At 63.4% G+C, this 24,387-nt stretch carries 18 protein-coding genes and 2 tRNA genes; 10 read left to right on the top strand and 10 right to left on the bottom strand.

From position 1 onward, the window contains the following. Positions 1 to 109: 109 nt before the first annotated feature. Both murA and HHL08_RS06315 read left to right on the top strand, forming a co-directional pair. Positions 110 to 1,393, top strand: a complete 1,284-nt coding sequence (gene murA / locus HHL08_RS06320) for a UDP-N-acetylglucosamine 1-carboxyvinyltransferase (RefSeq protein ID WP_169571627.1) — start codon at positions 110 to 112, stop codon at positions 1,391 to 1,393. Further along, on the top strand, positions 1,386 to 2,912 hold the full coding sequence (locus tag HHL08_RS06315) for a PAS domain-containing protein (protein ID WP_169571626.1): 1,527 nt from the start codon (positions 1,386 to 1,388) through the stop codon (positions 2,910 to 2,912). The genes murA and HHL08_RS06315 overlap by 8 nt, the downstream gene beginning before the upstream one ends. On the opposite strand, the gene HHL08_RS06310 is transcribed toward HHL08_RS06315, so the two are convergent. The 3 genes from HHL08_RS06310 to HHL08_RS06300 all read right to left on the bottom strand — a co-directional run bounded on the left by HHL08_RS06310 (position 2,860) and on the right by HHL08_RS06300 (position 4,252). After that, positions 2,860 to 3,294: a response regulator gene (locus tag HHL08_RS06310; RefSeq protein WP_169571625.1), complete on the bottom strand. Its 435-nt coding sequence runs from the start codon at positions 3,292 to 3,294 to the stop codon at positions 2,860 to 2,862. The two genes, HHL08_RS06315 and HHL08_RS06310, sit on opposite strands and share 53 nt — an antisense overlap. A 108-nt stretch (positions 3,295 to 3,402) precedes the next feature. After that, positions 3,403 to 3,633, bottom strand: coding sequence for a DUF2188 domain-containing protein (locus tag HHL08_RS06305; protein ID WP_169571624.1), 231 nt, complete (start codon positions 3,631 to 3,633; stop codon positions 3,403 to 3,405). Between the two features lies 1 nt (position 3,634). Further along, the gene (locus HHL08_RS06300; RefSeq protein ID WP_169571623.1) at positions 3,635 to 4,252 is read right to left on the bottom strand and encodes a DNA-3-methyladenine glycosylase family protein; all 618 of its coding nucleotides are present in this window, start codon (positions 4,250 to 4,252) and stop codon (positions 3,635 to 3,637) included. A 76-nt stretch (positions 4,253 to 4,328) separates the two neighbouring features. Here HHL08_RS06300 and HHL08_RS06295 point away from each other — a divergent pair, with 76 nt between their 5' ends. Further along, positions 4,329 to 4,646, top strand: coding sequence for a 2Fe-2S iron-sulfur cluster-binding protein (locus HHL08_RS06295; RefSeq protein ID WP_066605787.1), 318 nt, complete (start codon positions 4,329 to 4,331; stop codon positions 4,644 to 4,646). 149 nt (positions 4,647 to 4,795) lie between these two features. On the opposite strand, the gene HHL08_RS06290 is transcribed toward HHL08_RS06295, so the two are convergent. Then, positions 4,796 to 5,569, bottom strand: a complete 774-nt coding sequence (locus HHL08_RS06290) for a hypothetical protein (RefSeq protein ID WP_169571622.1) — start codon at positions 5,567 to 5,569, stop codon at positions 4,796 to 4,798. Positions 5,570 to 5,591: 22 nt separating this feature from the next. Beyond that, positions 5,592 to 6,332, bottom strand: coding sequence for a 23S rRNA (guanosine(2251)-2'-O)-methyltransferase RlmB (gene rlmB, locus HHL08_RS06285; protein WP_169571621.1), 741 nt, complete (start codon positions 6,330 to 6,332; stop codon positions 5,592 to 5,594). A 105-nt stretch (positions 6,333 to 6,437) separates the two neighbouring features. Here rlmB and HHL08_RS06280 point away from each other — a divergent pair. The 3 genes from HHL08_RS06280 (at position 6,438) to HHL08_RS06270 (ending at position 9,049) form a co-directional block, all read left to right on the top strand. Then, positions 6,438 to 6,524, top strand: a tRNA-Tyr gene (locus HHL08_RS06280). 52 nt (positions 6,525 to 6,576) lie between these two features. Next, positions 6,577 to 6,652, top strand: a tRNA-Lys gene (locus HHL08_RS06275). Between the two features lie 126 nt (positions 6,653 to 6,778). Next, positions 6,779 to 9,049 carry a glycoside hydrolase family 3 N-terminal domain-containing protein gene (locus tag HHL08_RS06270; protein ID WP_169571620.1) on the top strand — a complete coding sequence of 757 codons (2,271 nt, stop codon included), beginning with the start codon at positions 6,779 to 6,781 and terminating at the stop codon, positions 9,047 to 9,049. Positions 9,050 to 9,217: 168 nt separating this feature from the next. Here the strand turns inward: HHL08_RS06270 and HHL08_RS06265 are convergent, their stop codons facing one another. After that, positions 9,218 to 10,933, bottom strand: a complete 1,716-nt coding sequence (locus tag HHL08_RS06265; RefSeq protein ID WP_169571619.1) for a DUF262 domain-containing protein — start codon at positions 10,931 to 10,933, stop codon at positions 9,218 to 9,220. 392 nt (positions 10,934 to 11,325) lie between these two features. Between HHL08_RS06265 and HHL08_RS06260 the strand changes: the two genes are divergently transcribed. Continuing rightward, positions 11,326 to 13,194: an ABC-F family ATP-binding cassette domain-containing protein gene (locus tag HHL08_RS06260; RefSeq protein WP_169571618.1), complete on the top strand. Its 1,869-nt coding sequence runs from the start codon at positions 11,326 to 11,328 to the stop codon at positions 13,192 to 13,194. Here HHL08_RS06260 and HHL08_RS06255 read toward each other — a convergent pair. Together HHL08_RS06255 and HHL08_RS06250 are read right to left on the bottom strand one after the other, a co-directional pair. After that, positions 13,191 to 16,139, bottom strand: a complete 2,949-nt coding sequence (locus HHL08_RS06255) for a CHAT domain-containing tetratricopeptide repeat protein (protein WP_169571617.1) — start codon at positions 16,137 to 16,139, stop codon at positions 13,191 to 13,193. The two genes, HHL08_RS06260 and HHL08_RS06255, sit on opposite strands and share 4 nt — an antisense overlap. A gap of 85 nt (positions 16,140 to 16,224) precedes the next feature. Continuing rightward, positions 16,225 to 17,820 carry a cysteine--tRNA ligase gene (locus HHL08_RS06250; RefSeq protein WP_169571616.1) on the bottom strand — a complete coding sequence of 532 codons (1,596 nt, stop codon included), beginning with the start codon at positions 17,818 to 17,820 and terminating at the stop codon, positions 16,225 to 16,227. A 426-nt stretch (positions 17,821 to 18,246) separates the two neighbouring features. Between HHL08_RS06250 and HHL08_RS06245 the strand changes: the two genes are divergently transcribed. Both HHL08_RS06245 and HHL08_RS06240 read left to right on the top strand, forming a co-directional pair. Continuing rightward, positions 18,247 to 18,957, top strand: a complete 711-nt coding sequence (locus HHL08_RS06245) for a Bax inhibitor-1/YccA family protein (RefSeq protein WP_169571615.1) — start codon at positions 18,247 to 18,249, stop codon at positions 18,955 to 18,957. A gap of 4 nt (positions 18,958 to 18,961) precedes the next feature. Further along, the gene (locus tag HHL08_RS06240) at positions 18,962 to 19,255 is read left to right on the top strand and encodes a TFIIB-type zinc ribbon-containing protein (protein ID WP_169571614.1); all 294 of its coding nucleotides are present in this window, start codon (positions 18,962 to 18,964) and stop codon (positions 19,253 to 19,255) included. 36 nt (positions 19,256 to 19,291) lie between these two features. Here the strand turns inward: HHL08_RS06240 and polA are convergent, their stop codons facing one another. Continuing rightward, complete coding sequence (gene polA, locus HHL08_RS06235) at positions 19,292 to 22,072, bottom strand: DNA polymerase I (RefSeq protein WP_169571613.1); 2,781 nt, start codon at positions 22,070 to 22,072, stop codon at positions 19,292 to 19,294. A 173-nt stretch (positions 22,073 to 22,245) separates the two neighbouring features. Between polA and HHL08_RS06230 the strand changes: the two genes are divergently transcribed. Next, positions 22,246 to 23,040 carry a transporter gene (locus HHL08_RS06230; protein WP_169571703.1) on the top strand — a complete coding sequence of 265 codons (795 nt, stop codon included), beginning with the start codon at positions 22,246 to 22,248 and terminating at the stop codon, positions 23,038 to 23,040. A 169-nt stretch (positions 23,041 to 23,209) separates the two neighbouring features. Here the strand turns inward: HHL08_RS06230 and HHL08_RS06225 are convergent, their stop codons facing one another. Beyond that, positions 23,210 to 24,346: a serine hydrolase gene (locus HHL08_RS06225; RefSeq protein WP_169571612.1), complete on the bottom strand. Its 1,137-nt coding sequence runs from the start codon at positions 24,344 to 24,346 to the stop codon at positions 23,210 to 23,212. Positions 24,347 to 24,387 lie beyond the last annotated feature (41 nt).

Genomic DNA, 24,387 nt, shown 5'->3' with positions numbered 1-24,387 from the left:
CCCGCTTTGCAATTATGTTGCCGATGTTTGCCGTCCGGCCGGATTAACCATCACGAATGGCGGTCAGCTGCCTTGCACGGCGCGCTGGAGGCGCTATGAACCCTGTCCAATGGACCGTATTCACATCCGCGGCGGCAATATGCTCAACGGCCGCCTCCCCATCTCCGGCGCAAAGAACGCCGCCCTGACGCTGCTGCCCTGCGCGCTGCTGACCGACGAGCCGGTGACGCTCCGCAACCTGCCGCGGCTGGCCGACGTCGACAGTTTCGGCCATCTGCTGAACCAACTGGGCGTGTCGACCATGATCGAAGGCGCCCGGCCGGAGGATTTCGGCCGCGTCCTGACCATGCGCGCGGGCCGCGTCACCTCGACCGAAGCGCCCTATGACATCGTGCGCAAGATGCGTGCGTCGATCCTGGTGCTCGGCCCGTTGCTGGCCCGCGCCGGTGAAGCCCGCGTGTCGCTGCCCGGCGGCTGCGCCATCGGCAACCGCCCGATCGACCTGCATCTCAAGGCGCTCGAAGCCTTTGGCGCGACGCTCGAAACGACGGCTGGTTATGTGCGCGCCAGCGTGCCGGATGGCGGCCTGCCCGGCGGCATCTTCACCTTCCCCGTTGTGTCGGTCGGCGCCACCGAAAATGCGGTGATGGCGGCGTCGCTCGCCAAGGGCACCTGCATCCTCGAAAACGCCGCGCGCGAGCCGGAAATCGTCGATCTCTGCAATCTGCTGGTCGCCATGGGCGCGGATATTGAGGGCATCGGCACCGACAAGCTTATCATCCACGGGCGCGAACGGCTGCACGGCGCAACCTACAGCGTCATGCCCGACCGGATCGAAGCGGGCAGCTATGCCTGCGCCGCCGCCATCACCGGCGGGTCGGTCGACCTGATCGGCGCCAATGCCGACGACATGCACGCCATCCTGGCCGCGCTGCGCGACGCGGGCGTTCAGGTCGATCCGCACAAGGACGGCATCCGCATATCGTCGGATGGCAAGCTCAAGCCCCTGACCTTGTCGACCGCGCCCTTCCCGGCCTTCCCGACGGACATGCAGGCGCAGTTCATGGCGATGCTGACCAAGGCGGACGGCGCGTCGGTCCTGACCGAAACCATCTTCGAAAATCGCTACATGCACGTCCCCGAACTGGCGCGCATGGGGGCGGACATCGCCGTCAACGGCCGTACCGCCGTCGTCCGCGGCGTCGACAAGCTGGTCGGCGCGCCGGTAATGGCGACCGACCTGCGCGCCTCGATGAGCCTCATCCTCGCGGGTCTTGCCGCCGAAGGGGAAACCCAGGTGCAGCGCGTCTATCATCTCGATCGCGGCTATGAGCGGCTGGAGGAAAAGCTGTCGGCCGTTGGTGCCGATATCGAGCGGGTCAGCGATGGCTGAGGCGCACGGACTGGCGACGGATCGAGCGGCTTTGCTGTCGCTCTACGATCTGGACGCCGGCGGCTTTCGTAACCTGGACGAAATCACAGGTTTCGCAGCGCAACTATGCGGCGCGCCGATCGCGCTGGTCAGTATCGTTGAAGATGTGCGGCAATTCTTCCTGTCCCGCGTCGGCATCGATGCGGAGGAAACGCCGCGCGATGTTTCGTTCTGCGCGCTGGCGATGCTGGGCGGGGACATCTTCCTCGTCCCTGACGCCACCCGCGATCCCCGCTTCGCCGACAATGGGCTGGTCACCGGCCCGCCGCATATCCGCTTCTACGCCGGCGCGCCCCTGATAGGGGCGAATGGCGAACCCCTGGGCGCGCTCTGCGTGATCGACACCGTCTCGCGCGCCGACCTGACGCCGTTGCAGCGGCAGGGCCTCACCCTGCTCGCCCGACAGGTGATGGTGGAGTTGGAAGGACGCCGCCGCGACCGCGACATGATCCTGCGGCAGCGGATGGATGCCGCCGCCGTCGCCGAAAGCGACCGCATGTTTCGGACCCTGTCGGATGCGATGCCGCAGATGGTCTGGTCGACGCTGCCCGACGGCTATCATGATTATTATAACGCCCGCTGGTATGACTATACCGGCGTACCGGCCGGATCGACCGATGGTGAAGGCTGGAACGGCATGTTTCATCCCGATGACCAGGACCGTGCCCGGTCGCGCTGGCGCCACAGCCTGGCGACGGGCGAACCTTATGAGATCGAATATCGGCTGCGGCATCATAGCGGCGACTATCGCTGGACGCTGGGCCGGGCGCTGCCGATCCGCGATGGTGCCGGCACGATCATACGCTGGATCGGCACCTGTACCGAAATCCACGAACAAAAGCTGATGATGGAAGAGCGCGAGATGATCGCGCATGAACTGTCGCACCGCATCAAGAATATATTTTCGGTGATTGCGGGCCTGATCGGCCTGTCGGCGCGGCAGCATCCTGAAATTGCCGATGTGGCCGACGATCTGCGTGACCGCATCCTGGCGCTTGGCCGTGCCCATGACTTCGTGCGGCCGCACAGTGCCGAATCCGCGCCGCAGGCGGGCGGGGGGCAGGGCAGCCTGTGGGGCATACTCGACCAGATTTTCGCGCCCTATCGCGGCGCGGCGGGATCGCGCATTGCATTGTCGGGCAATGATCCGGCAATCGATGATCGCTCGGCGACGCCGCTGGCGCTGCTATTCCACGAACTGGCGACCAACACGGCCAAATATGGCGCGCTGTCGGTGGCCGACGGCATGGTGCATCTGCATGTGTCGGTTGAAGGGGGCGACGTGCGCATCGACTGGCGGGAAGAAGGCGGTCCGCCGGTCGCGCCTGGCCGCGTCGATGGTTTCGGCAGCCGATTGATGACGCTCAGCGTCGAACGGCAATTGGGTGGGCGGATCGAGCGGGACTGGCGGCCGGACGGCCTGCGTCTCAGCCTCTGGATTCCATCCCGTTCCATGAGCCGGGCGGCGGAAACGGCGTAAAGCCGACAATTTCAGCAGCAGTCAGGTCGGGTTGCTCGGCGGCCGCCAGCTGTAGCGTGGCGCTGATGCTTTGCGCGCGGAACGGCTTGGTGATGACGCCCAGCGCCGCCACTGACGCCGCGCCGATTTGGGACGGGTTTGCGGTGACATAGATCACGCGGATGCCATGGCGCGTCGCCAGTTCCATGCCGATCTGCGGCCCGGTCGGGCCGTCGCGCAAGTTAAGATCGACCAAAGCGATATCGCAGTCTTGCGCGCAGGCTAGGGCACCTTCCCGGTCGGCGGCAATCGCCCCGACCTGGAATCCGGCGTCCTCCACGATCTGCTCGATCTCCAGTGCGACGAAAATCTCGTCCTCGACTATCAGAACCTTCTTGCTCATGACCTGACCCGTTAGACTTGGAGCCAATAAAGTCCCTGACCGCCGCTTGGTTCCGTTGCGGTGCAAAAGACGCGGCTATCTGACCCAAAGAACAGGTCAGCCAAAAACTCAATCCGTAACGCTGGTCCACAAAGTTTCGAACTGCGTCCCCTGCATCAGCAGCACCGACGCGGGATAGCCCGCCTCGCTCGCCTGCCGGGCCGTGCCGGTGGCACTGTCCACGGCCAGCGCCTGGGTCGGGAAGGGGCCGTAATATTTGTTGTCCAGATTGATCTTCCACACGCCTTCATGCTGAAGGACGATGTAGCGGGCATGAGGGAGATTGGGGGGGAGAGTCATGTCAAAATACCTCGGTGTTATAATGGTGCCAGGCCATGATCGCGGCGGCGCCGCGATGCGGGCGCCAGGCTTGGGCGACCTCACGGGTCAGTTTTTCGCTCGGCCGTTCGGGCAGGCCCAGGATGCGGCCAATCTCGATCTGCACCGCCAGGTCGCCGGCGGGCCAGATGTCGGGTCGCCCTTCGGCAAACAACAGGTAGATTTCCGCCGACCAGCGCCCGACGCCTTTAATACGGACGAGTTGCGCGATCGCTTCCTCGTCATCGGCGGGCAGGGCGTGCAGGTCCAGCGTGCCCGACAGGATCAGTTCGGCCAGACTGCGGGCATAGCCCTGTTTCTGGCGGGACAGGCCGCAGGCGCGCAAGGCGTCGAAGTCGCGCGCCAACAGGGCGTCGGGCGCGCAGCCTTCGCCCAGCTCCGCCTCCAGCTTGCGCCACACCGCCGCCGCGGCCGCCACGCTGACCTGTTGGCCCACGATGGTCCGCAGCAGCGTTTCGTATCCGGGTGCCCGCACCCGCGGGGCGGGATAGCCCACCCGGCCGATCGCCGTGCCAAAGCCAGGCTCCAACAGGGCGATGGCGTCCAGGCTGGCGCGTAACTGTTCCGCACTCGTAACCATAACTCTGCTGTCCAGCCCTTGATTTCCCGGCGTCTCTGGGTCAGAGCGGCGGAGAAAATTCGAGGGGATTGGATAGATGCCGAAATTGATCGTGGTCAACCGTGCAGGTGAAGAACAGGCTGTCGATGGTGATAATGGCCTGTCGGTGATGGAAATCATCCGCGACAACGGTTTTGACGAATTGCTGGCGCTGTGCGGCGGTTGCTGCTCCTGCGCGACCTGCCATGTCTATGTCGATCCGGCCTTTGCTGACGCGCTGCCGGCCATGAGCGAGGACGAAAACGACCTGCTCGACAGTTCCGACCATCGCAACGAAACCAGCCGCCTGTCCTGCCAGGTGATGCTGAGCGATTCGCTCGACGGCCTGCGCGTCACCATCGCGCCGGAAGACTGATGCGTCTTTGAACATGGCGGGTGCGATAGTTCTTGTCGCACCAAAGGCCTGCCCTGTGATGCAAGCATAATGTGTTCCCGCGCAGGCGGGAACCCAGTCGAAACGTCCGAACTGGGTTCCCGCCTGCGCGGGAACACGCCATTATGCCATTATGGCTGGACCCGCAGCGTGGCCGCGGGCGCGTCGCTGGTCAGCGGTGATATCGCCCACACGATCCGCTTGCCTTGGGGCGTGGTTTGCGCGCCCTCTTCCTGATTCTGGCTCATGATCTCCGCATCGGTGGTCATGGTGAAGCGGCCGTTCAGCGCCTTCGCCGCCTCGTCCCCTGCTCCGCTCCCCATGCCGCCCATCCCGGCCGGTCCCTGGCTCTTGTCGAACCCGTTGGCGAAGCCCGGCGCCTTGACCCGCACACGGTCGTCCCCGCGCAACTCCACCGCGACGAAGGGCAGTATGATCTGTGCATCGATGTTGAAGGGGAAGAGGAAGGCGTGGGTCAGCTTGCCCGTGATCGCATAATCGATCTCGAACTTGCGGTTGCCCATATAGCGGGCCGACCGAAATCCCTTTTCCTTGGTCAGCGCGGCGGCGATCGCCTGCATCTGCGCCTCGTCGCCCTTGTCTGCACCATCGGCGAGCGCATCGCTGAAATCCTCGTCCCGCGCGGCGATCTGCATCAGCGTCGGCGCGGCTTCTGTCTCGCCTTCGCTGTCATCGTCTGTCGACGGCGCGCCGCCGGTCATGCCGGTCTTGCCCATCTCCGACGCCAATATCTCCCCCTTGTAGGTGAAAGCGAAGCTGCGGTCGGCGCGGATGTCCAGGCTCGATTCGAACGTCCCCGGCGTCACCAGGCAGGCGGAGAGCGCCAGCAGCCCCGCCAACGCCCCCAGGGTGCGATACAGCTTGGCAGGAAACCGGCGGTCCATGGCGCTCTCCTTCCCGGGCGGATCAGCGAACCGTCGCGGCGTACAGCGCGATCGCCGCAGCGTTCGATACGTTCAGGCTCTCCATCCGCGGACTGATCGGCAGCTTGGCGATGATGTCGCAATGGGCGATCGTATTGTGGCGCAGCCCTTCGCCCTCCGCCCCCAGCACCAGCGCGACGCGCGATTCGCCGATCGCCTCGCCCAATGTGGTGTCGGCGTCGCCATCCAGCCCGATGCGCCAGTAACCCGCTTCGGCAATCTCTTCGAGCGCACGGGCCAGGTTCACCACCCGCACCCAGGGCACATTTTCCAGCGCGCCAGACGCCGCGCGCGCCAGCACGCCGGATTCTGGCGGGGCATGCCGGTCCTGCGTGACGATGCACAGCGCGTCGAACGCGGCGGCGGAGCGCAGGATCGCGCCGACATTATGCGGGTCCGTCACCTGGTCCAGCACCAGGATCGGCCGTTTGTCGTCCTGCCCTTCCAGCAATATCTCGCCCAGCCAGACATCGTCCAGCGCCTCGACTTCGGCAACGATGCCCTGATGCGGCGCGTCGGATGGGACCATCCGGCCCATGTCGGCGACGTCGGCATAGACGATCGGCAGCACTGGCGGCAGATCGAGGGCGCCGAGCGCTTCGCGCGTGCCCCATATCTTGCGCACGATGCGGTTGGGGTTGGCGAGCGCCGCTATAACGGCGTGACGACCATAGAAGCGCGGGAAGGCGCCCTTGGACTTAGTGGAGCGATTGGGCTTTTTCATGAATGCGCTCTTTTCACATCACCCCATTGACAGGCAAGTCTCCTTTCGCCATTGAGCCGCCTCCAGCGGGGCGGAAACGCAAATTTCTTTGTCGCGCAGGGCACTGGACAGGTGGCCGAGTGGTTAAAGGCAGCAGACTGTAAATCTGCCCGGGTTTCCCGTACGCTGGTTCGAATCCAGCCCTGTCCACCACTGCATCGGGCCGATGCAGTCGGTTCTATATGGACCGGAAACAGGCCGGTGTGGACGCATAGCTCAGTTGGTAGAGCAGCTGACTCTTAATCAGCGGGTCCTTGGTTCGAGCCCAAGTGCGTCCACCATAGCCTTTCAGACATGCCCCTCATCGCTGCCGTGCCGCAGGTTCATTGCCGCAGTGCAACAAAAATCGTGCCGTCGCGTTGGCTGGACAAGTTTCATTCATCCTTGTCCGGTTACGCCCTCCCCACATGACCTTCGATCGCCGCGACCTCCTGATCCGCACGCTGGGCGGCGTTCTCGCCCTCGGCCTCCCCCGCCACGCCCTCGCGCAAACCGATGTGGAGCGCGTCGACGCCCTCATCGCCAGGATGACGCTGGAGGAAAAGGCCGGGCAGATGACCTGCCTGGCCGACAGTTTCCGCCCCTTCAACCCGCCCAACCCGCAGGTCGGCATCCAGGACGAAAAGCGCCTGTCAGGGGAAATCCGCAAGGGCCGGGTCGGCTGCCTCTTCAACGGCATCGGCGTCGCAGGCGGCCGGCGCGCGCAGGAGATCGCGGTCAAGGACAGCCGCCTCGGCATCCCCTTGCTCTTCGCAGGCGACGTCATCCACGGCCTCAAGACCATCTTCCCCGTGCCGCTCGCCGAAGCCTCCAGCTTCGACCCCGCTTTGTGCGAGCGCACCGCCCGCGCCCAGGCGATCGAAGCCACCGCCGCCGGCCTCCACCTCACCTTCGCCCCCATGGTCGATGTCGCCCGCGACCAGCGCTGGGGCCGCGTGGTCGAGGGGGCAGGGGAGGACGTCACCCTCACCGGCCTACTGTCCGCTGCCCGCATCCGTGGCTTTCAGGGCCGCGACCTGCGCCGCGACGACAGCTTGCTCGCCTGCCCCAAACATTTCGCTGCCTATGGCGCGGTCGCCGCGGGCCTGGAATATGGCAATGTCGACATCAGCGAGGAAACACTGCGCGAAACCCATCTGCCTCCTTTCGGCAAGGCGTTCGCGGCCGGCGCGCTCACCACCATGGCCGCCTTCAACGAAATCAACGGCGTCCCCGCCACCGCCGACAGTGAACTGCTCACCGACATATTGCGCGGCGAGATGCAGTTTCGCGGCTTCGTCTTTTCCGATTACACCGCCGACGAGGAACTGGTCGCCCATGGCTTTGCGGAGGATGACCGCGACGCCGCCCGGCTCGCCGTCCTCGCCGGCGTCGATATGTCGATGCAGAGCGGCCTCTATATCCGCTATCTGCCCGAACTGGTGAAAAGCGGCGCGGTGCCGATGGGCACGATCGACGTCGCCGTGCGCCGCATCCTCTATGTAAAGGCCGCCATCGGCCTGTTCGACAACCCCTATCGATCGCTCGACGAGGAAGCAGAAAAGACCCGCATCTTCACCCCCGCCCACCGCGCCCTGTCCCGCGAAGCCGCCACTCGCTCCGTCGTGCTGCTCAAGAATGAAGGCGTCCTGCCGATCGACCCGGCCAAGGGGCAGAAGATCTCCCTGATCGGTCCCTTCGCCAACGACACCGCCAATCTCTACGGCCCCTGGGCCTTTTACGGCGACCCGGACAAGGGCGTCGACATCGCCACCGGCCTGCGCGCCGCGCTCCCCGACCCGGCAAAGCTGACCGTCACCCGCGGCAGCGAGATCAGCGGGCCGATCGACGGCGGCATCGCCCAGGCGGTCGCGGCGGCCAAGGCGGCGGACATCGTCCTGCTCGCCATCGGCGAATCGCAGGCCATGTCGGGCGAAGCCCAGTCCCGTACCGTCATCGAAATCCCGCCCGCGCAGCAGGCGCTGGCCGACGCCGTGGTCGCCACCGGCACCCCGGTCGTGATCCTGCTGCGCCACGGCCGCGCGCTTGCGCTGCACGACGGCGTCGCCAATGCGCAGGCGATCCTCGCCACCTGGTTCCTGGGGAGCGAGGCCGGCCACGCCATCGCCGACATCCTGCTGGGCCGGGTCGATCCGTCCGGCAAACTCCCCGTCAGCTTCCCCTGGGAAAGCGGGCAGGAGCCTTTCTATTATGACCGCAAATCCACCGGCCGCCCGGTGATCGACAACCGCACCGAATATAAAGCCCGCTACGCCACCACCGACAACAGCGCCCGCTTCCCCTTCGGCCACGGCCTGACCTACACCGATTTCGTGTTGGACCAGCTGAAACTATCCGACACCGCGCTCCGGTGGGACGCCGCGATCGAGGTCACCGCCCGCATCACCAACAAGGGCGACCGCAAGGGCAGCGAAGTGGTCCAACTCTACACCCGCGACCGCGTCGCCAGCCGCACCCGCCCGATCCGCGAATTGAAACGCATGGCCCGCGTGACGCTGAATCCAGGCGAAAGCAAGACCGTCCGCTTTTCTCTCTCGCGCGTCGATCTGGAGTTCGTCGGCGCCCGCAGCCAGCGCATCGCCGAACCGGGCGCGTTCGACCTGTGGGTCGGACAATCGAGCGTGGGGGGATTGAAGGGGGCGTTTACGCTGTATGCCGAGGGACCGGCGAAGGGGTAGGGCAGGGGGCGTTCCCTAAAGCCCCTCCCCTTCAGGGGAGGGGTTGGGGTGGGGGCTGTCGGGTTTGCGCCATTCGTTGCCGTTCCACTTGGCAGCCGACGACCCCATGAGCTGACATTATTCGCTACGTCTGCTATGACATTTATGTAAAACGGCATGCTTTATTGTCTAAATGTGCCAGATTTTATTATATCCTACCTTAGCTAATTCAATGCCACGATCTGAAATTTGATCATCCGTCCACTCGGTAGCATCTTTAAGAAATTCATCCATGTACACATTGTGTTTGGACGAAAATATTTTCTTTTTTTCTACGAACGACTTATTACCAAGTTCGCCATTGATAGCTTCGTTAACAAAAATCAGGTTTCCGATTGCACCAACGTCAGACTCATCATCTGTCTCGGTCCCTTGTTCTTGAGGAAGGATATGCTCTATCGTCAGTGCTCCGATATCAACCTCTTCCGGAAGCCCATAATGCTTTGCTAACTTCGTCAAAATATACCGGACAAGCGCACGATCGCGCGTGTAGGTATTTCGAAATATGATGCGCGAAAATGGAAGAGTGAATTCAGTCTCATCAGGAACTCGCTCACTAAACTTGGCCCGCATGTCCTTGAAGACAGCAACAAATTCCTGCGCGTTTGTACATTCCATCGTATTTTGGGCAAGACGGGCGTACATATTGGCCACGCCTCCGCCACCCCGAGATTGAGTGAGTGCGTTAAACTGGAATGCGAAATTTTCGATCATTCCAATCGAGGCTTTGGTTGATTTCAACGAAATTGTTTTTCGCTCGTACTGGGTCATGACTGCTAACATAAGAGGCGCCGCTTGTGCCACGCCAAAGATGCGAAGTGCTTGCAGCGATTCGCGCAAATCGCGCTCTTCTTTGGCCCATGTTCCGTCAGAGGGCGAGATGCACCTGATGTACGTCTTGGATGCCATCCTGAGATCTTCTAGCCAAGATTTCGCATTCGTTTTCTTGATTTCATTTTTATAGTGAACAAATAGACTGGCCTTTGACACAGAAGATTCGCGAGAAAGCCAATAATGTAATAGAAATGAGTCAGTATCAACTGTGTATGTAGAACTATTTAGTTTCTCAACAATTTCGGACCATGCGTCTTTTACTACGTCATGGCCTTTAGTTTTGGCAGGAAGCAATCTCATGAAATGATTTTTCAAAAGATCCGAGGCTCTAAGATCTTTTCCACGCGTATTAAGCGTTTCAAAAATGAGATACGCGTCGTCTTCATTATCTAATTCAATAGAAATGAAATGCATCTGCAGGAGGCAATCGCGTAAGTGCTTTAGATAGGCTACCGCCTTGCTTGGGTTATCCAAAAAATTTTTCTTAACGTGATCTTTGACGGATGATTCAAGAAATCGAAAAGCCATCTGCAAATTCTGCTGCTGCACGCCAACAGGACTCACTTTTTTGTCAGGCAATCTTGACTGTATAGCATACTGAAAATATTTATCCGCTGGATCGTGCTCCAGTGTATAGCGACTTTTATTGTCGAGATCGCGGGTTTCGATCAACTCATGCAAAGCTGCAGAAGGGCCAGATTCGCCTCGTTCTTCTAGCGCATCTCTCAGGACGGCGAGCAATATCGTTATCGTTGTGATGCGCTGTTGGCCGTCTACAAGGGAGATTAAATTTTTTTCCTTTTGGTCTCCAAAAACGACGATCGATCCCATGAAATACTCTGGGTCTCCTCTGTCCCTAATGTCGTTCCAAAATTCAGTAAGATTGTCTCTGTCCCAATCATATGGACGTTGAAATCTTGGAACTTTCAGAAAGTTACCGCGAAGCACCTCGGATAACGTCTTGGAAACCGGAGTTACCTTCATAGATTTAGGTGCCTCATTTTGCTTCATGTGAGCGGAATTTGTAGCGCATCTAATATATTCGTTAGCTAAGGTCAAAAAGCTAAGGCAGCGTGGACCCAAGGTAAGGTCAGCTATCCGCTGCTAGAAACGCGAGAGTTGCCGATCCGCAATCGGCCACTTCCCCCTGTCCTACACCCCATCACTCATGCCATAATCCACCCCGCTCTTTCCCACCGTCAGCCTTCCGACCACCGCGCAGCACCCCAGCGCGGCCCACCCCCATTTCGCAAAAATTCTCCTATTGCGAAATCCACTCCACCCGTCCGTCCCCACGCTTTTGCGTCGGCCACGACAGTGTGAACTTCGCAACGCCACGCCACCTTGCAAAACGCCGCGTCCACGCCTTTCCGACCCGCTGCACCTCTGCTACAGGCGCGCCCATGCTGAATCTCAACTCTATCACCGTGCGCCTTGGCGGCCGCGTCATTCTCGATCGCGCCGCTGCCGCCTTGCCGCCGCGCAGCCGCGTCGGCCTCATCGGCCGCAACGGCGCGGGCAAGTCCACGCTGATGAAGGTGATGATCGGCCAACTCGACCCGGACGAGGGGTCGTGCGACATGCCCCGCGACACGCGGTTGGGCTATATCGCGCAGGAAGCCCCGTCCGGCACCGCGACCCCCTTCGACACCGTGCTCGAAGCCGACAAGGAACGCGCCGCCTTGATGGCGGAGGCGGAGCATACCGAAGACCCCGATCGCCTCGGCCATATTTACGAGCGGCTGACCGCGATCGACGCCTATACCGCGCCCGCCCGCGCCGCCCGCATCCTCGTCGGCCTTGGCTTTGACGAGGAAATGCAGGGCCGCCCGCTCGACAGCTATTCGGGCGGCTGGAAGATGCGCGTGGCGCTCGCCTCCTTGCTTTTCTCCAACCCGGACCTGCTGCTGCTCGACGAACCGTCGAACCATCTCGACCTCGAAGCCACGCTCTGGCTGGAGAATTTCCTCAAAGCCTATCGCGGCACCGTGGTCGTCATCAGCCACGAACGCGACCTGCTGAACAATGTGGTCGACTATATCCTGCATCTGGAAGGGGGGAAGGTTACCCTCTATCCCGGCGGCTATGATGCGTTCGAGCGGCAACGCGCCGAACGGCTCGCCCAGCTCGAATCCGCCCGCACCAAGCAGCAGGCCGAGCGCGAGAAATTGCAGGAATATGTCGCCCGCAATTCCGCCCGCGCCTCCACCGCGAAACAGGCCCAGTCCCGCGCCAAGGCGCTGGCCCGCATGCAACCCATCGCCGCCGCCAGCGAAGACCCGACGCTGCATTTCGGCTTTCCCAGCCCCGCCGAACTGCGCCCGCCGCTCATCACCATGGACATGGCCTCGGTCGGCTATACCGAAACGCCGATCCTCAAGCGCATCAACCTGCGCATCGACCCCGACGACCGGCTGGCGCTGCTCGGCCGCAACGGCAATGGCAAGACGACGCTGGCCCGCCTGATCGCCGCGCAACTCGCCCCGATGGAAGGGACGATGCAAAGCTCGCCCAAGATGAATGTCGGTTACTTCACCCAATATCAGGTGGAGGAACTGGACGTCACCGACACCCCGCTGGAACATATGACCCGCGTCATGAAGGGCGCGACGCCCGGCGCGGTGCGCGCCCAGCTCGGCCGTTTCGGCTTCTCCGGCGAGCGCGCGGTGCAGAAGGTCGGCTCCATGTCCGGCGGCGAGCGCGCCCGCCTCGCCCTCGCCCTCATCACCCGCGACGCGCCGCACATGCTGATCCTGGACGAGCCGACCAACCATCTGGACGTCGACAGCCGCGAGGCGCTGGTCCAGGCCCTGAACGACTATAGCGGCGCGGTGGTGATCGTCAGCCACGACCGCCACATGATCGAACTGGTCGCCGACCGTCTGGTGCTGGTCGACAACGGCACCGCCCAGCCGTTCGACGGATCACTGGACGACTATACCGACATCATCCTGCGCAAGGCCGACGGCAACAGCGGCGGCGGTGACGCGCCCAAGGTGGACCGCAAGGCCGACAAGAAGGCCGCCGCCGAATGGCGCGAGAAGCAGAAGGTCTTGAAAAACGCGGTCAACAAGGCGGAGCGCGAAATGACGACCCTGATCGCCGAGCGCAAGCGCATCGACGCGGTGCTGTCCGATCCCAAGGCCGCGACCGGGGCAGAGGCGAAGATGACCACCAGCCAGCTGATGGTGAAGCGCGCCGAGGTGGAAAAGAAGCTGGAGACGGCGGAGGAAATCTGGATGGAGGCCGGCGCGGCGCTCGAAGCGGGTTAACGCCCCATCAGGATGAACGGCGCCCAGATATAGGGCTGGGCGGCGTCGGGCCGCTTCGACCCGATCAGTTTGAGCATCGCCCGCTGCAACGCCACGGCGCGGGGCAGGCCACGCGCGGCGCCCTTCACCGTCTCCAGCGTGACGAAGGCGCTGGCGTCGTCCCGCACCGGCCAGTGCGATACCAGCAGCGATCCCGCCCCGGCATAGCGGAACGCCTGCGCCAGCCCCGAATAGGCCGGGGCCTGCGCATCATTCCCCGCTGCGGTGTTGCACGCCGACAGGATCACCCAATCCGCGCCGATCCGCATGGATGCCACTTCCGACGCGGTCAGCAGCCCATCCTCGCCCGCCGTGGCGGCGTCGGGCGGAGACAGGACCAGCGCCGGCTCGGCCACGCCTTCCATCTCGCCGCTCACCAGGCCATGGGTGGCGAACAGGATGACGCCATAGCTGGACAGGTCGCGGTCCCGCAGCCGGGCTTCACTGGCGTCCGCGCCGATCAGCAAGGTGGCGTGATCCGAACCGAAACGGTGGGCGATCGCCCGCAATTCGGTGACTGATCCCGGCAGCGGCGGCAATTGGGACAATGCGCGCGTATCGGTGCCGCCATTGCGGAAATAGGAACTGGCGGCCAGAAGCGCCCCTGTTCCCCGCGTCACGTCGGCCGGTTTGGCGTCGGCAAAGGCCAGCGGCGCGCCGATGCCCAGAAAGCGCTGGCCGCGCATGGCCATCTGCCGCCGCCTGTCGCCGCCTGTCGCGAAACCGGGTTGCACCTCTATCGCGAAGCGGCGGATCAGCCAGGGCGTATGGCGCGTCACCGCAGCGACGGGGTGCTGTAGCAACATCCCGAATGGCAATGACGCGAAGGCGCCGGTCGGCACGATGCGCAGCGTGCGGGCCTGGCCCAGCGCGGTGAGGATGCCGGGCGTGAAAATCTGACGGTAGAGGTCGTGCGCGCTGCTTTGGTCGAAACCGGCCGGGGTCAGCGACGATCGCAGCCGACCGACCAGCGCCACCAGTGCAGCGCGATCCATCCCCGCTCGCTCAATATGTGTTCCATCAGTCCCAACGGCCAGCAGATAGACGCCGTCAAAGGCCGGCATCACCGCCAGCAACGCTTCGCCCTGGCCAAGGCTGGCACGCACGGCGGCCAGATCGGGCTGCGCACCCCCATGCGCATCCACCCAGCGCGGATAGTCGCGGGCGATGGCCGCGCGCTCGGCCTCCACGACCGCCGCGATCGTCGCCCGTTCCGCGCGGGCCGCGGCGACGCCATTGTCCGTCGCCAACGCCTTCAACAGGCGGCGGTCGGCGGCTTCCAGCGTCTTCACCTTATCCTGCAGGCTGCGCACCCGACCGCCCAATCCGGGGTCGGTCACCATGCGCTGGGACACCAACCGGTTTGCCTGGGCAATGCGCGACCCCGCCAGCACCGCCATCGTGTCCAGCGCCAACGCGGCATCCTGGGTCTGTGCGGCGACGGCCAGCACAGCGTCGAGCGCGGCGCGTTGTTCTTCCGTCAGTTCGCCATTGTCGTTCATGACGGTGCCGTCACGCAAAACCCCGGCGAGCCGTTCCGCCGATTCATGCAGCTTTGCCGGGTCAGATCCGGTCCAGGCCGACAGCATGGCCGCCTGCGCCAAGGGAATCGCAGGCGCATTATCGAGTTGGCGGGTTTCCGCGGCGAAGGCGGCGGCGGCGGCGCGGGATGCTTCGCCCTGTCCGGCAGCGATCAAAGCCGGGATCAGATAGGGATAGACGCGCTGGCCGATATCGCGGTCCTTGTCCGATCCTGCGCGCACCCGCGCCAGGGCAGCGTTAAACCGTTCGATGGCCTGATCGCGCCGTCCTTCCGCCAGGGCAGCCGATGCGGCGAAGGCGAGGGCGCGGGCCGATTGCGGGCTATTGTCGCCCTCGATTCCGCGAAAGCCCCGTTCGGCCTCCATGAAGAGCGTTTCAGCGTCGGCATAGCGTTCCAGCGGCAGCAACACCGTGCCGAGATTTTGCAGGCCGAACTGGAAATAGAGGCTGCTGGTCCCCACCGTGTCGCGTTTGATGGCGATGGCCCGCTGGAGATAATCCAGGCTTTCGTTGCGTCGCCCCGTCCGCGACAGCAGCAGGCCCAGCGCCTCCAGCGCGCGGGCGTAGCTGGGATGTTTGCGGTCGACATGATCGGTGGCGATATCGACCGCCATGCGCGCATATTTTTCCGCCTCGACATCGCGGTCGGCGCGCTGGAGCATCTGCGCATAATTATAATAGGAGCCGATCGTATCGGGGCTGTTTGGTCCGACCGCCGCTATCCGGGCCTCCATGCTGGCCCTTTGCGCGTCCACCGCCTCGTCATTGCGGCCAAGGCGGGTCAGCGCTTGCGCGTGAGAGAAGGCGATGTTGGACCGCAACATATGGGTCGATTCGTCCAGCTTGTCCGGCGGGGTGCGGGCGATATAGCCGTCCATGTACCGGCTGGCCTGCGCCAATATGTCCGCGCCGCCGGTGACGTCGCCCAATGCGGCCTGGACATAGCCCTTGATCGACAGGCCCTGCATCCAGGCCACTGGATAGGCGTCGGCGAACGGCGCGACCAGCGCCAGCCCTTCCGTCACATGGGCCAGCGCATCGGGATTCTTGCCGTCGATCTGGTCCATGGAGGACAGGTTGATCAACGCGACGCCGGCCAGCGGATGGGGCTTGCCCGCCACCTTCGCCTTCAATGCGGCGGCGTGCAGGCGGGTCCAGGCGTCGCGGGTCTTTTGCGACATGGACAGGGCATAATCGTCATTGTCGAACAGGGCGAAGGCCTGGCGTTCGAGTGAGTAAAGCCGGACGTGGCGTGGGTCGGTGGGCGAGAAAGCCACAGCGCTTGCCGGGGCAGCCGCCGACGCCGCATGGGTCGGCACGGACAGCGCCAGAAGCATAGCCGCATACCGCGTGGAAAGCTGCATGACACCACCCCCGCTCTTCAATCGACCCGCTTGCCTCTTGTGTCGGCGGAAGGCGGGCGTCAAGGCCGATGCGCGCGCGCGACCGTCAACCCAGTGTCAGCCGCCAGTCCCATCGCAGCGGATCGCCGTCCATCACCTCGACCCCGCGAGCGATCAGGGCGTCGCGAATCTCGTCCGACAAGGCGAAATCCTTTTCGGCGCGGGCGACGGTGCGGCGTTCCAATTCGGCCTCGATCTCCTCCGGCGTGATCTGGGCATCCTTCGGCTGCACCCGCAGGTCGGCGCGGGACAGCGTCAGCAGGTTGAGGCCCAGCGCCTGGTCGAAGGCGGCGATCAGGCAGAGCTTTTCGTCCACCGGCACCTTCTTGATGCCGATGGCTTCTTCCAGCATGGGCAGAGCGCGCGGCGTCATCAGGTCGTCGGCGATCGCCGCGTCGAACTGTTCAAGTAATGGCACCAGCTTGGGATGCAGGTTGGCGCGCAGATAGTCGAGCCGCGGGGATTGCCAGGTCACGCCCTCGGCGCGGGCCTTCAACCCCTCGACACCCATGACCAGTCGCTTGAGCCGGGTCAGCGCCGCGGCCAGATTGTCGGCGCTGAATTCCAGTTCGGACCGGTAATGCGCGCCCAGGCACAGCAGGCGATAGGCGATCGGATGCACGCCCGCGTCGATGAGGCTGAATAGGGTGGTGAAACCGCCCTTCGACTTCGACATCTTGCCCTGACGGTCCACCAGGAAATTATTGTGCATCCACCATCGCGCGCCAGTGAAGTCGGCCGCCGCCGCGTCGGGATCACCACAGCAATTGTGAAACGCCTGGTTTTGCGCAATCTCGTTGGGGTGGTGGATTTCGCGATGGTCGATGCCGCCGGTGTGGATGTCGAACGGCTGGCCGAGGCGGGCCTGGCTCATCACGGAACATTCCAGATGCCAGCCCGGCGCGCCCTTGCCCCAGGGGCTGTCCCATTCCATCTGGCGCTGCTCGCCCGGCGGTGACTTGCGCCAGATGGCGAAGTCTTGAGGACGCCGCTTGCCTTCAACAGCTCCAATTCGACTCGCTAATTGTGCACGCTCATGGGCATGTTCGGCGGCCTCATTTACTTTAGTCCAATCACCACCACTGACCCTTGCATTAAAGGCTGCTATAAATTCTCCACTATCTGCCTCCTTCATATAAAAAGGGACACTGGAGACATCAAAATAAAGTCCCGTAGCGATTTCGTAGCAATGTGTCGGCGCGATCTTTTCGGCAAATTCGATCATCTGCGGCACATAGTCGGTCGCGACCGTCCATTCGCTGGGCGACAGGATGTTGAGGTCGGCGATATTCTGCTTGAAGGCCTGCGTATAATGGGCGGCGATATCCCAGATGCTCTTGGCCGACGCGCGTGCGGCCGCCTCCATCTTGTCGTCGCCCGCATCGGCGTCGCTGGTCAGGTGACCGACATCTGTGATGTTGATGATGTGGGTGACGGCCAGCCCCTTCCACAACAGCGTCCGGCGCAGCGTATCGGTGAAGACATAGGCGCGCAGATTGCCGATATGGGCGTAATTATAGACGGTGGGACCGCAGCTATAGACGCGCGCATGATGATCCTCGATCGGCGCGAATGGCTCGATCATGCGGGTCAGGCTGTTGAACAGGCGCAGCGGCGCTGGGATATGCTGGTCTTCGGACATGGGGATACGCCATGTCGCGAAGCGTCGTAAGGGTCAATCCTTCCCTACCATCTCCAGGGGGTTAATAAGTTAGTTAGCTAAGTAACAAAATTGGATGACGCGATACAAATGTCCAACTTGCTGTCTCTTTCGCGCATGGCTGCCCCTGTCCATGACCTTCTGTCCATGACCTGCGCGACATGGGCTGATTGTAATAAAATGTTGCAGGCGGGGCGATCCCTTGCGCCCCGGCGTTTCCCACCCAATATTCTTGATGCGGGCCGGGCCCCTCTGGCGATATGGATTTCCCCCCTGATCCATGTCGCGATGTCGGACCGCATCGGGTGTGCCCGGTGCTGGTTTTGCGGTAATTTGCCCCCTTTCTTTGCCGCAAGAAACCGCACCGGGCCACTCGAACCACATTGGATGATGGAGTGAGTGTTTCCCATGAATAATCCCGTTCGCATGCCGGGCTATGGTGCCAGCCAGACGGCGCAGACCGACGCCGGCCTGCGCGCGCACATGCTGGGCGTGTTCCGCAATATGGGCCTTGGCCTGGTCATCACTGGCCTGGTCGCGGCGCTGGTCGGCAACACGCCGGCGCTGGCAGCCGCCATTTACGGCACGCCCTTGAAGTGGGTGGCGATCTTCGCGCCGCTGGCCTTCGTCTTTTTCTTCAGCTTCCGCATCGAGACAATGTCCACCGCAACGGCACGCCTGACCTTCTGGGCGTTCGCCGCCGTGATGGGCGTGTCGCTGGGCAGCGTGTTCCTGGTGTTCACCGGCGGCAGCATCGCCCAGGCCTTCTTCTCGGCCGCGGTGATGTTCCTCGCCATGTCGCTGTGGGGCTATACCACCCAGCGCGACCTGACGAAGATGGGCAGTTTCCTGATGATGGGCCTGATCGGCATCATCGTCGCCAGCCTGATCAATGTCTTCCTGGGGTCTTCGGCGATGCAGATGGTCATCTCGATCATCGGCGTGGTGGTCTTCACTGGCCTGACCGCCTGGGACGTGCAGCGCATCAAGTCGGACTATTTCGTCTATGCCGGGCATGAGGTCGCGCAGAAGATGCAGGTGATGGGCGCGCTGTCGCTGTACCTGAACTTCGTCAACCTGTTCCAGATGCTGCTCAGCCTGACCGGCGAGCGGGAGTAAGCGGATGCGGGATCAGGCTGCCGTATCGGCCATGCTCTGCCCGGTCTGTCATGTCGGATTGGCAATGACGGACCGGCAGGGGGTGGAGATCGATTATTGCCCGCAATGCCGGGGCGTCTGGCTGGACCGGGGCGAACTGGACAAGATCATCGAACGGTCAGGGCAGGGGAACGAGCCACCTCCCCAGCCCGCGCCCTTCGGACAGGCAAGCTACCGCCCGGATCGCGATTATCGAGACGACGGGCGGGGATATCCGAAGAAGCGCAAGAAGAGCTTTCTGGAAGAGCTGTTCGATTGAAAAAAGGCTGGCCCAACAGGGCCAGCCTTTTGCTTATCAGTGCGCCGCGCCCCAGCTTGGCCCGGTGCCGATCTCCACGCCCAGCGGCACGCTGAGCGTCACGATCGGTTCGGCGGCGTTTTCCATCACCCGGCGGATCACCGCGCTCGCGGCTTCGATGTCGCCTTCGGGCAATTCGAACACCAGTTCGTCATGGACCTGGAGCAGCATCCGAACGCGGTGCAGCCCCGCCTGCTCCAGCGCCGGTCCCATACGCGCCATCGCGCGCTTAATGATATCGGCGCTGGTGCCCTGGATCGGGGCATTGATCGCGGCGCGTTCGGCGCCCTGGCGTTCGTGCTGGATCGGTGCGGTGATGCGCGGGAACCAGGTCTTGCGGCCGAACAACGTCTCTGTGAAACCGTTGGCGCGCGCCTTTTCCAGCGTCTCATTGATATAGACGCTGATGCCGGGGAAGCGCTCATAATATTTGGAGATCATGTCCTGCGCCTCGTCCGCGCTGATTTCCAGCCGACCTGCCAGGCCCCAGCGCGAAATGCCGTAGAGGATGGCGAAGTTGATCGTCTTGGCGCGGCCGCGGGTTTCGCGATTGACCTCCCCGAACAATTCCTGCGCGGTGCGGTTGTGAATGTCCTCGCCCTGCGCGAACGCCTCCTTCAGCGCGGGCACGTCGGCCATATGGGCGGCCAGGCGCAGCTCGATCTGGCTATAGTCCGCCGCCAGGATGACATTGCCGGGTTCCGCAACGAAGGCGTGGCGGATCTGCCGGCCGATTTCGGTGCGGATCGGGATATTCTGAAGGTTGGGATCGGTCGAGGACAGGCGGCCGGTCTGCGCCCCGGTCAGCGAGTAACTGGTATGGACCCGGCCGGTGTCGGCGTTGATCTGCTGTTGCAGGGCGTCGGTATAGGTGGATTTGAGCTTGGACAGTTGGCGCCATTCCAGCACCAGCCCGCTGATTGCGGACCCTTCGGCCTTGAGCTTTTCCAGCACGGTGACGTCGGTGGAATAGGTGCCGCTCTTGCCCTTCTTGCCGCCCTTCAGCCCCATTTCGTCGAACAGGACGACGCCCAGTTGCTGGGGCGATCCGATGGTGAAGGGGTGGCCGGCGAGGTCGAAAATCTCTGCCTCCAGCCCCGCCATCGATTGCGAGAAGGTGCCGGACAGGCGGGAGAGCTGCTCGCGATCGACCTTGATGCCGTGGCGCTCCATGGTCGCAACGACGGGGATCAACGGCCGGTCGACCAGTTGATAGACGCGGGTGACGCGCTCGGCCGCCAGCCGCTGCGACAATCTGTGCCACAGCCGCCAGGTCACTTCGGCATCTTCCGCTGCATAGGCGGTCGCCCGGTCGAGGGGCACATGGGCGAAGCTGATCGCCTTCTTGCCGGTGCCGGTCACTTCCTTGAAGCTGATGCATGTATGCGCCAAATGGACGCTCGCCGCTTCGTCCATGCCATGGCCACCGAGCGATTTGCCCGCGTCGAGGTCGAAACTCATCACCATCGAATCGTCGATCGGCGTCACCTCCAGCCCGACGCGGGCGAGGACGTTGAGGTCATATTTGATATTATGACCGACCTTGAGCACCGCATCGTCGGCAAGCAGCGGGCGCAGCAGGCGGATCGCGGTGTCGAGCGGGATTTGCGGCGGGACTTCGCCGAACATGTCGTCGGCGGAGCGGTGGGCGAGCGGGATATAGCAGGCGCGACCCGGCCCGGTGGACAGGCTGATGCCGACCAGGCCCGATTCCATGCTGTCGAGGCTGTCGGTTTCGGTGTCGACCGCAACGACGCCCAGCGCCTGCGCCTCCGCGATCCAGGCTTCCAGCTGCGCGACCGTGGTGACGGTTTCGTAGAGGGCGCAGTCGATCGCGGGGTGTTCGATCGCGGCTGGCGCTACGGGGGCTGAGGTCGTGGCGGCGATGCTGGCGACCGCGACGGCGGCGGCTGGCGCGCCGAGGCGATTGAGCAGGGTCTTGAAACCGTGGTGGGACAGGAATTGCTGGAGCGGCTCCTTGGGGATGCCCTTGAGCGTCAGGTCTTCGAGCGGTTCGGGCAGGTCCATGCTGTCATGCAGCGCCACCAGCCGTCGCGAAAGGCGGGCCATGTCGGCGTTGGCGATCAGGTTTTCCTGCATCTTCGACTTTTTCATCGCCGGCGCCGCGGCCAGCACCGATTCCAGATCGCCATATTCGGTGATAAGCTTTGCGGCGGTCTTGGGGCCGATGCCGGGCACGCCGGGGACATTGTCGACGCTGTCGCCCATCAGCGCCAGCACGTCGCCCAATTGTTCGGGCTGCACGCCGAATTTGCCGACCACATAATCCGCGCCGCGTCGTTCATTCTTCATCGTGTCGTACATGTCGACGCCGGGCTGGATCAGCTGCATCAGATCCTTGTCGGAACTGACGATGGTGACGTGCCAGCCCGCTGCGACCGCCGCCTTGGTATAGGTGGCGATGATGTCGTCGGCTTCGAAGCCGGCTTCCTCGATACAGGGGAGGGAGAAGGCGCGGGTGGCGTCGCGGATCATCGGGAATTGGGGGACCAGATCCTCCGGCGCGGACGGGCGGTGCGCCTTATACTGGTCGTACATATCGTTGCGGAAGGTGTGCGATCCTTTATCAAGGATCACCGCCATATGGGTTGGGCCTTCCGCCTTGCCCAGTTCCTCGGCTAGCTTCCACAGCATGGTCGTATAGCCATAGACGGCGCCGACCGGCTGGCCATGCTGGTTGGTGAGCGGAGGAAGCTGGTGATAGGCGCGGAAGATATAGCCGCTGCCATCGACGAGATAGAGGTGATTCTGGGTCATGGGGAGGGGGATAGCGGGTTACGCGCCGCCCCTCCAGTGGGCAGCGGCGATGGGCCGGTCAGCGGCGGTTGGCGTGCTGTGACGCCCCATTATTTCTGCATCATTTCCAACAGGAAAGTGCATATAGCGTGGCGGTCACGGGGGAAACGGCAATGCGATTGGGGCGGCGAATGATGCGGATGATGGCGGCGGCGGCTTTGGCCTTAGCGCCGGGCATGGCGATGGCGCAGGAGCCGCGCGACCTGTGCGCCGACCGGCCGGGTCTGGGCACACCGGCCTGCACCGTGGAGCCGGGGCGCATGGTGGTGGAACTGGGGCTGGGCGATTGGACCCGCCAGCAGGATATATCGACCCGCACCGACACGATCCAAGCTGGCGATGCGCTGGTGCGGCTGGGGCTGGGTGACCATCTGGAGGCGCAGGTCGGCTGGACCGCTTATGGTCATGTCCGCACGCGCGACCGTCTCAGCGGGCTGGTCGAGAAGGATAGCGGCGTGGGTGATGTGCAGGTCGCGTTGCGCCGGAACCTATCCAGTCCCGACGGGTCGGGCTTTTCGATTGCGATCATGCCCTATGTTTCGCTGCCGGCCGGCGGATCGGCGATTGGCGCTGGCGATTGGGGCGCAGGGCTGATCGTGCCGGTGAGTTTCGACCTCGGCGGCGGCTTGTCCCTGGGCCTGACGCCGCAGATCGACGCGGCGGTCGATGGGGATCGCGATGGCCGCCATGTCGCCTATGGCAGCGTCGCAGGGCTGGGCTTTTCGCTGAGCGACAGCGTGTCCGGGACGATCGAAGCGCAGGTGACGCGCGACGAAGATCCCGCCGGTCATGCAACCGAGGCGCTCGCCGGCCTGTCCTTCGCCTGGCAACCGTCGGACGACATGCAGTTCGATATCGGCACCAATATCGGCCTGAATGCGGACAGCCCGGACAGCCAGGCCTATCTGGGCGTGGTACGGCGGTTTTAGAGCGCTATGACATTAGTCTAACCCAGCCCGTTCGTGCTGAGTAGGGGCTGAGCGAAGTCGAAGACCCGTATCGAAGCATCAGGCGCTACGTGTGATCCTTCGATACGCCATTTCGACTTCGCTCAATGGCTACTCAGGACGAACGGATATAGCCAATGTTACAAGCGCCTTACCGCGGTTCGTGGTTCGCCGCGACCGCCTTCGCCACCGCCTGCATCAGCGCCCAGCGTTCGGGGATCGACACGGTGGTCGATCCGATCATCACCGCCACGGCATAGTTGGTGCCGTCGGGGGCGGTCATGATGCCGATATCGTTGAAGCCGGTCGATCGCGGGGGAAGATCCTGACCCGTGCCGGTCTTGTGCAGATAATGCCAGCCCGGCGGCACACCGCCTTTGATCCGCTGCGGTCCGGTCTTGGCTTCCGCCATGATCGACAGCAGCAGGCGGGAGGAGGCGGGGGAGAGCATCTGGTTCTCCTTCAGCTTCGCCAGCGCCTGGACGATCGAGGAAGGGGCCGCGCCGTCGGGAGGGCTGGCGAGATAATTGTCGAGCGCCTTTACCCGCACCGACATGGGCAGCTTGTTGCGGGCGGCGTAGAAATTGCGGCCGATCGAATAATCCTGCCGCCAGTCCATGCCGGCCGTCGCCGATTGCAGCAGCCGTTCGCCGGGGCCAAAGCGGATATCCTTGATCATCCGCCGCGCCAGGAAGCCGCGTACCGCGTCCGGCCCGCCAACAGCGCGCAGCAGCGTGTCGTTGGCGGTATTGTCGCTCTGCGTCATCGCGCGGCGCATCAGGTCGGAGTAGCTGGTGGTCCAGCCGCCCTCCTTGGCCACCAACGCCGCGGTCGGCTGGTGGAAGAGGGTCAGGTCGTTGCGGGTGATGGTGGTCGTGTCGGTGATGCGCAGTTTGCCGCGATCCACTGCGTCGAGGAAGGTCATCGCCACCCACAGCTTTGACACGCTCTGCTGCGGGAACAGGGCATTGCCGTTCCACGCCACGGTCCAGTCCGCGCCGATGCGGCGGACGGCGATGCCGACCTTGCCCCGGAAGCTTTGGCCCAGATTACGCACGACGCTGACCAGCGCGGGCGGCGGCGTTTCATTCTGGTCGATATCGCGATAGGGCAGGGGTGGATTGGCGACCTGACGGATCGGCCATGTGTTGGTGGTGGGTTGCGGCTTTTGCGGCACGGCAGCGGCCGCCTGCGCCGCTGGCGGCTCTGGCGCGCTCACACAGGCCGACAGCGCCGCGATCAACAGGACCAGGCGCGCAGAACCGCCCCGGTTTTTATGCAATGTCATTAGCGTCCCCGCACTCTCTTGGCGTCATAGGGGCGGCCTGC

This window comes from Sphingobium psychrophilum (assembly GCF_012927105.1).
GTDB lineage: Bacteria > Pseudomonadota > Alphaproteobacteria > Sphingomonadales > Sphingomonadaceae > Sphingobium > Sphingobium psychrophilum.
Note: the sequence above shows the minus strand (reverse complement) of the source record. Positions and strands in the feature narration are given on the sequence as shown.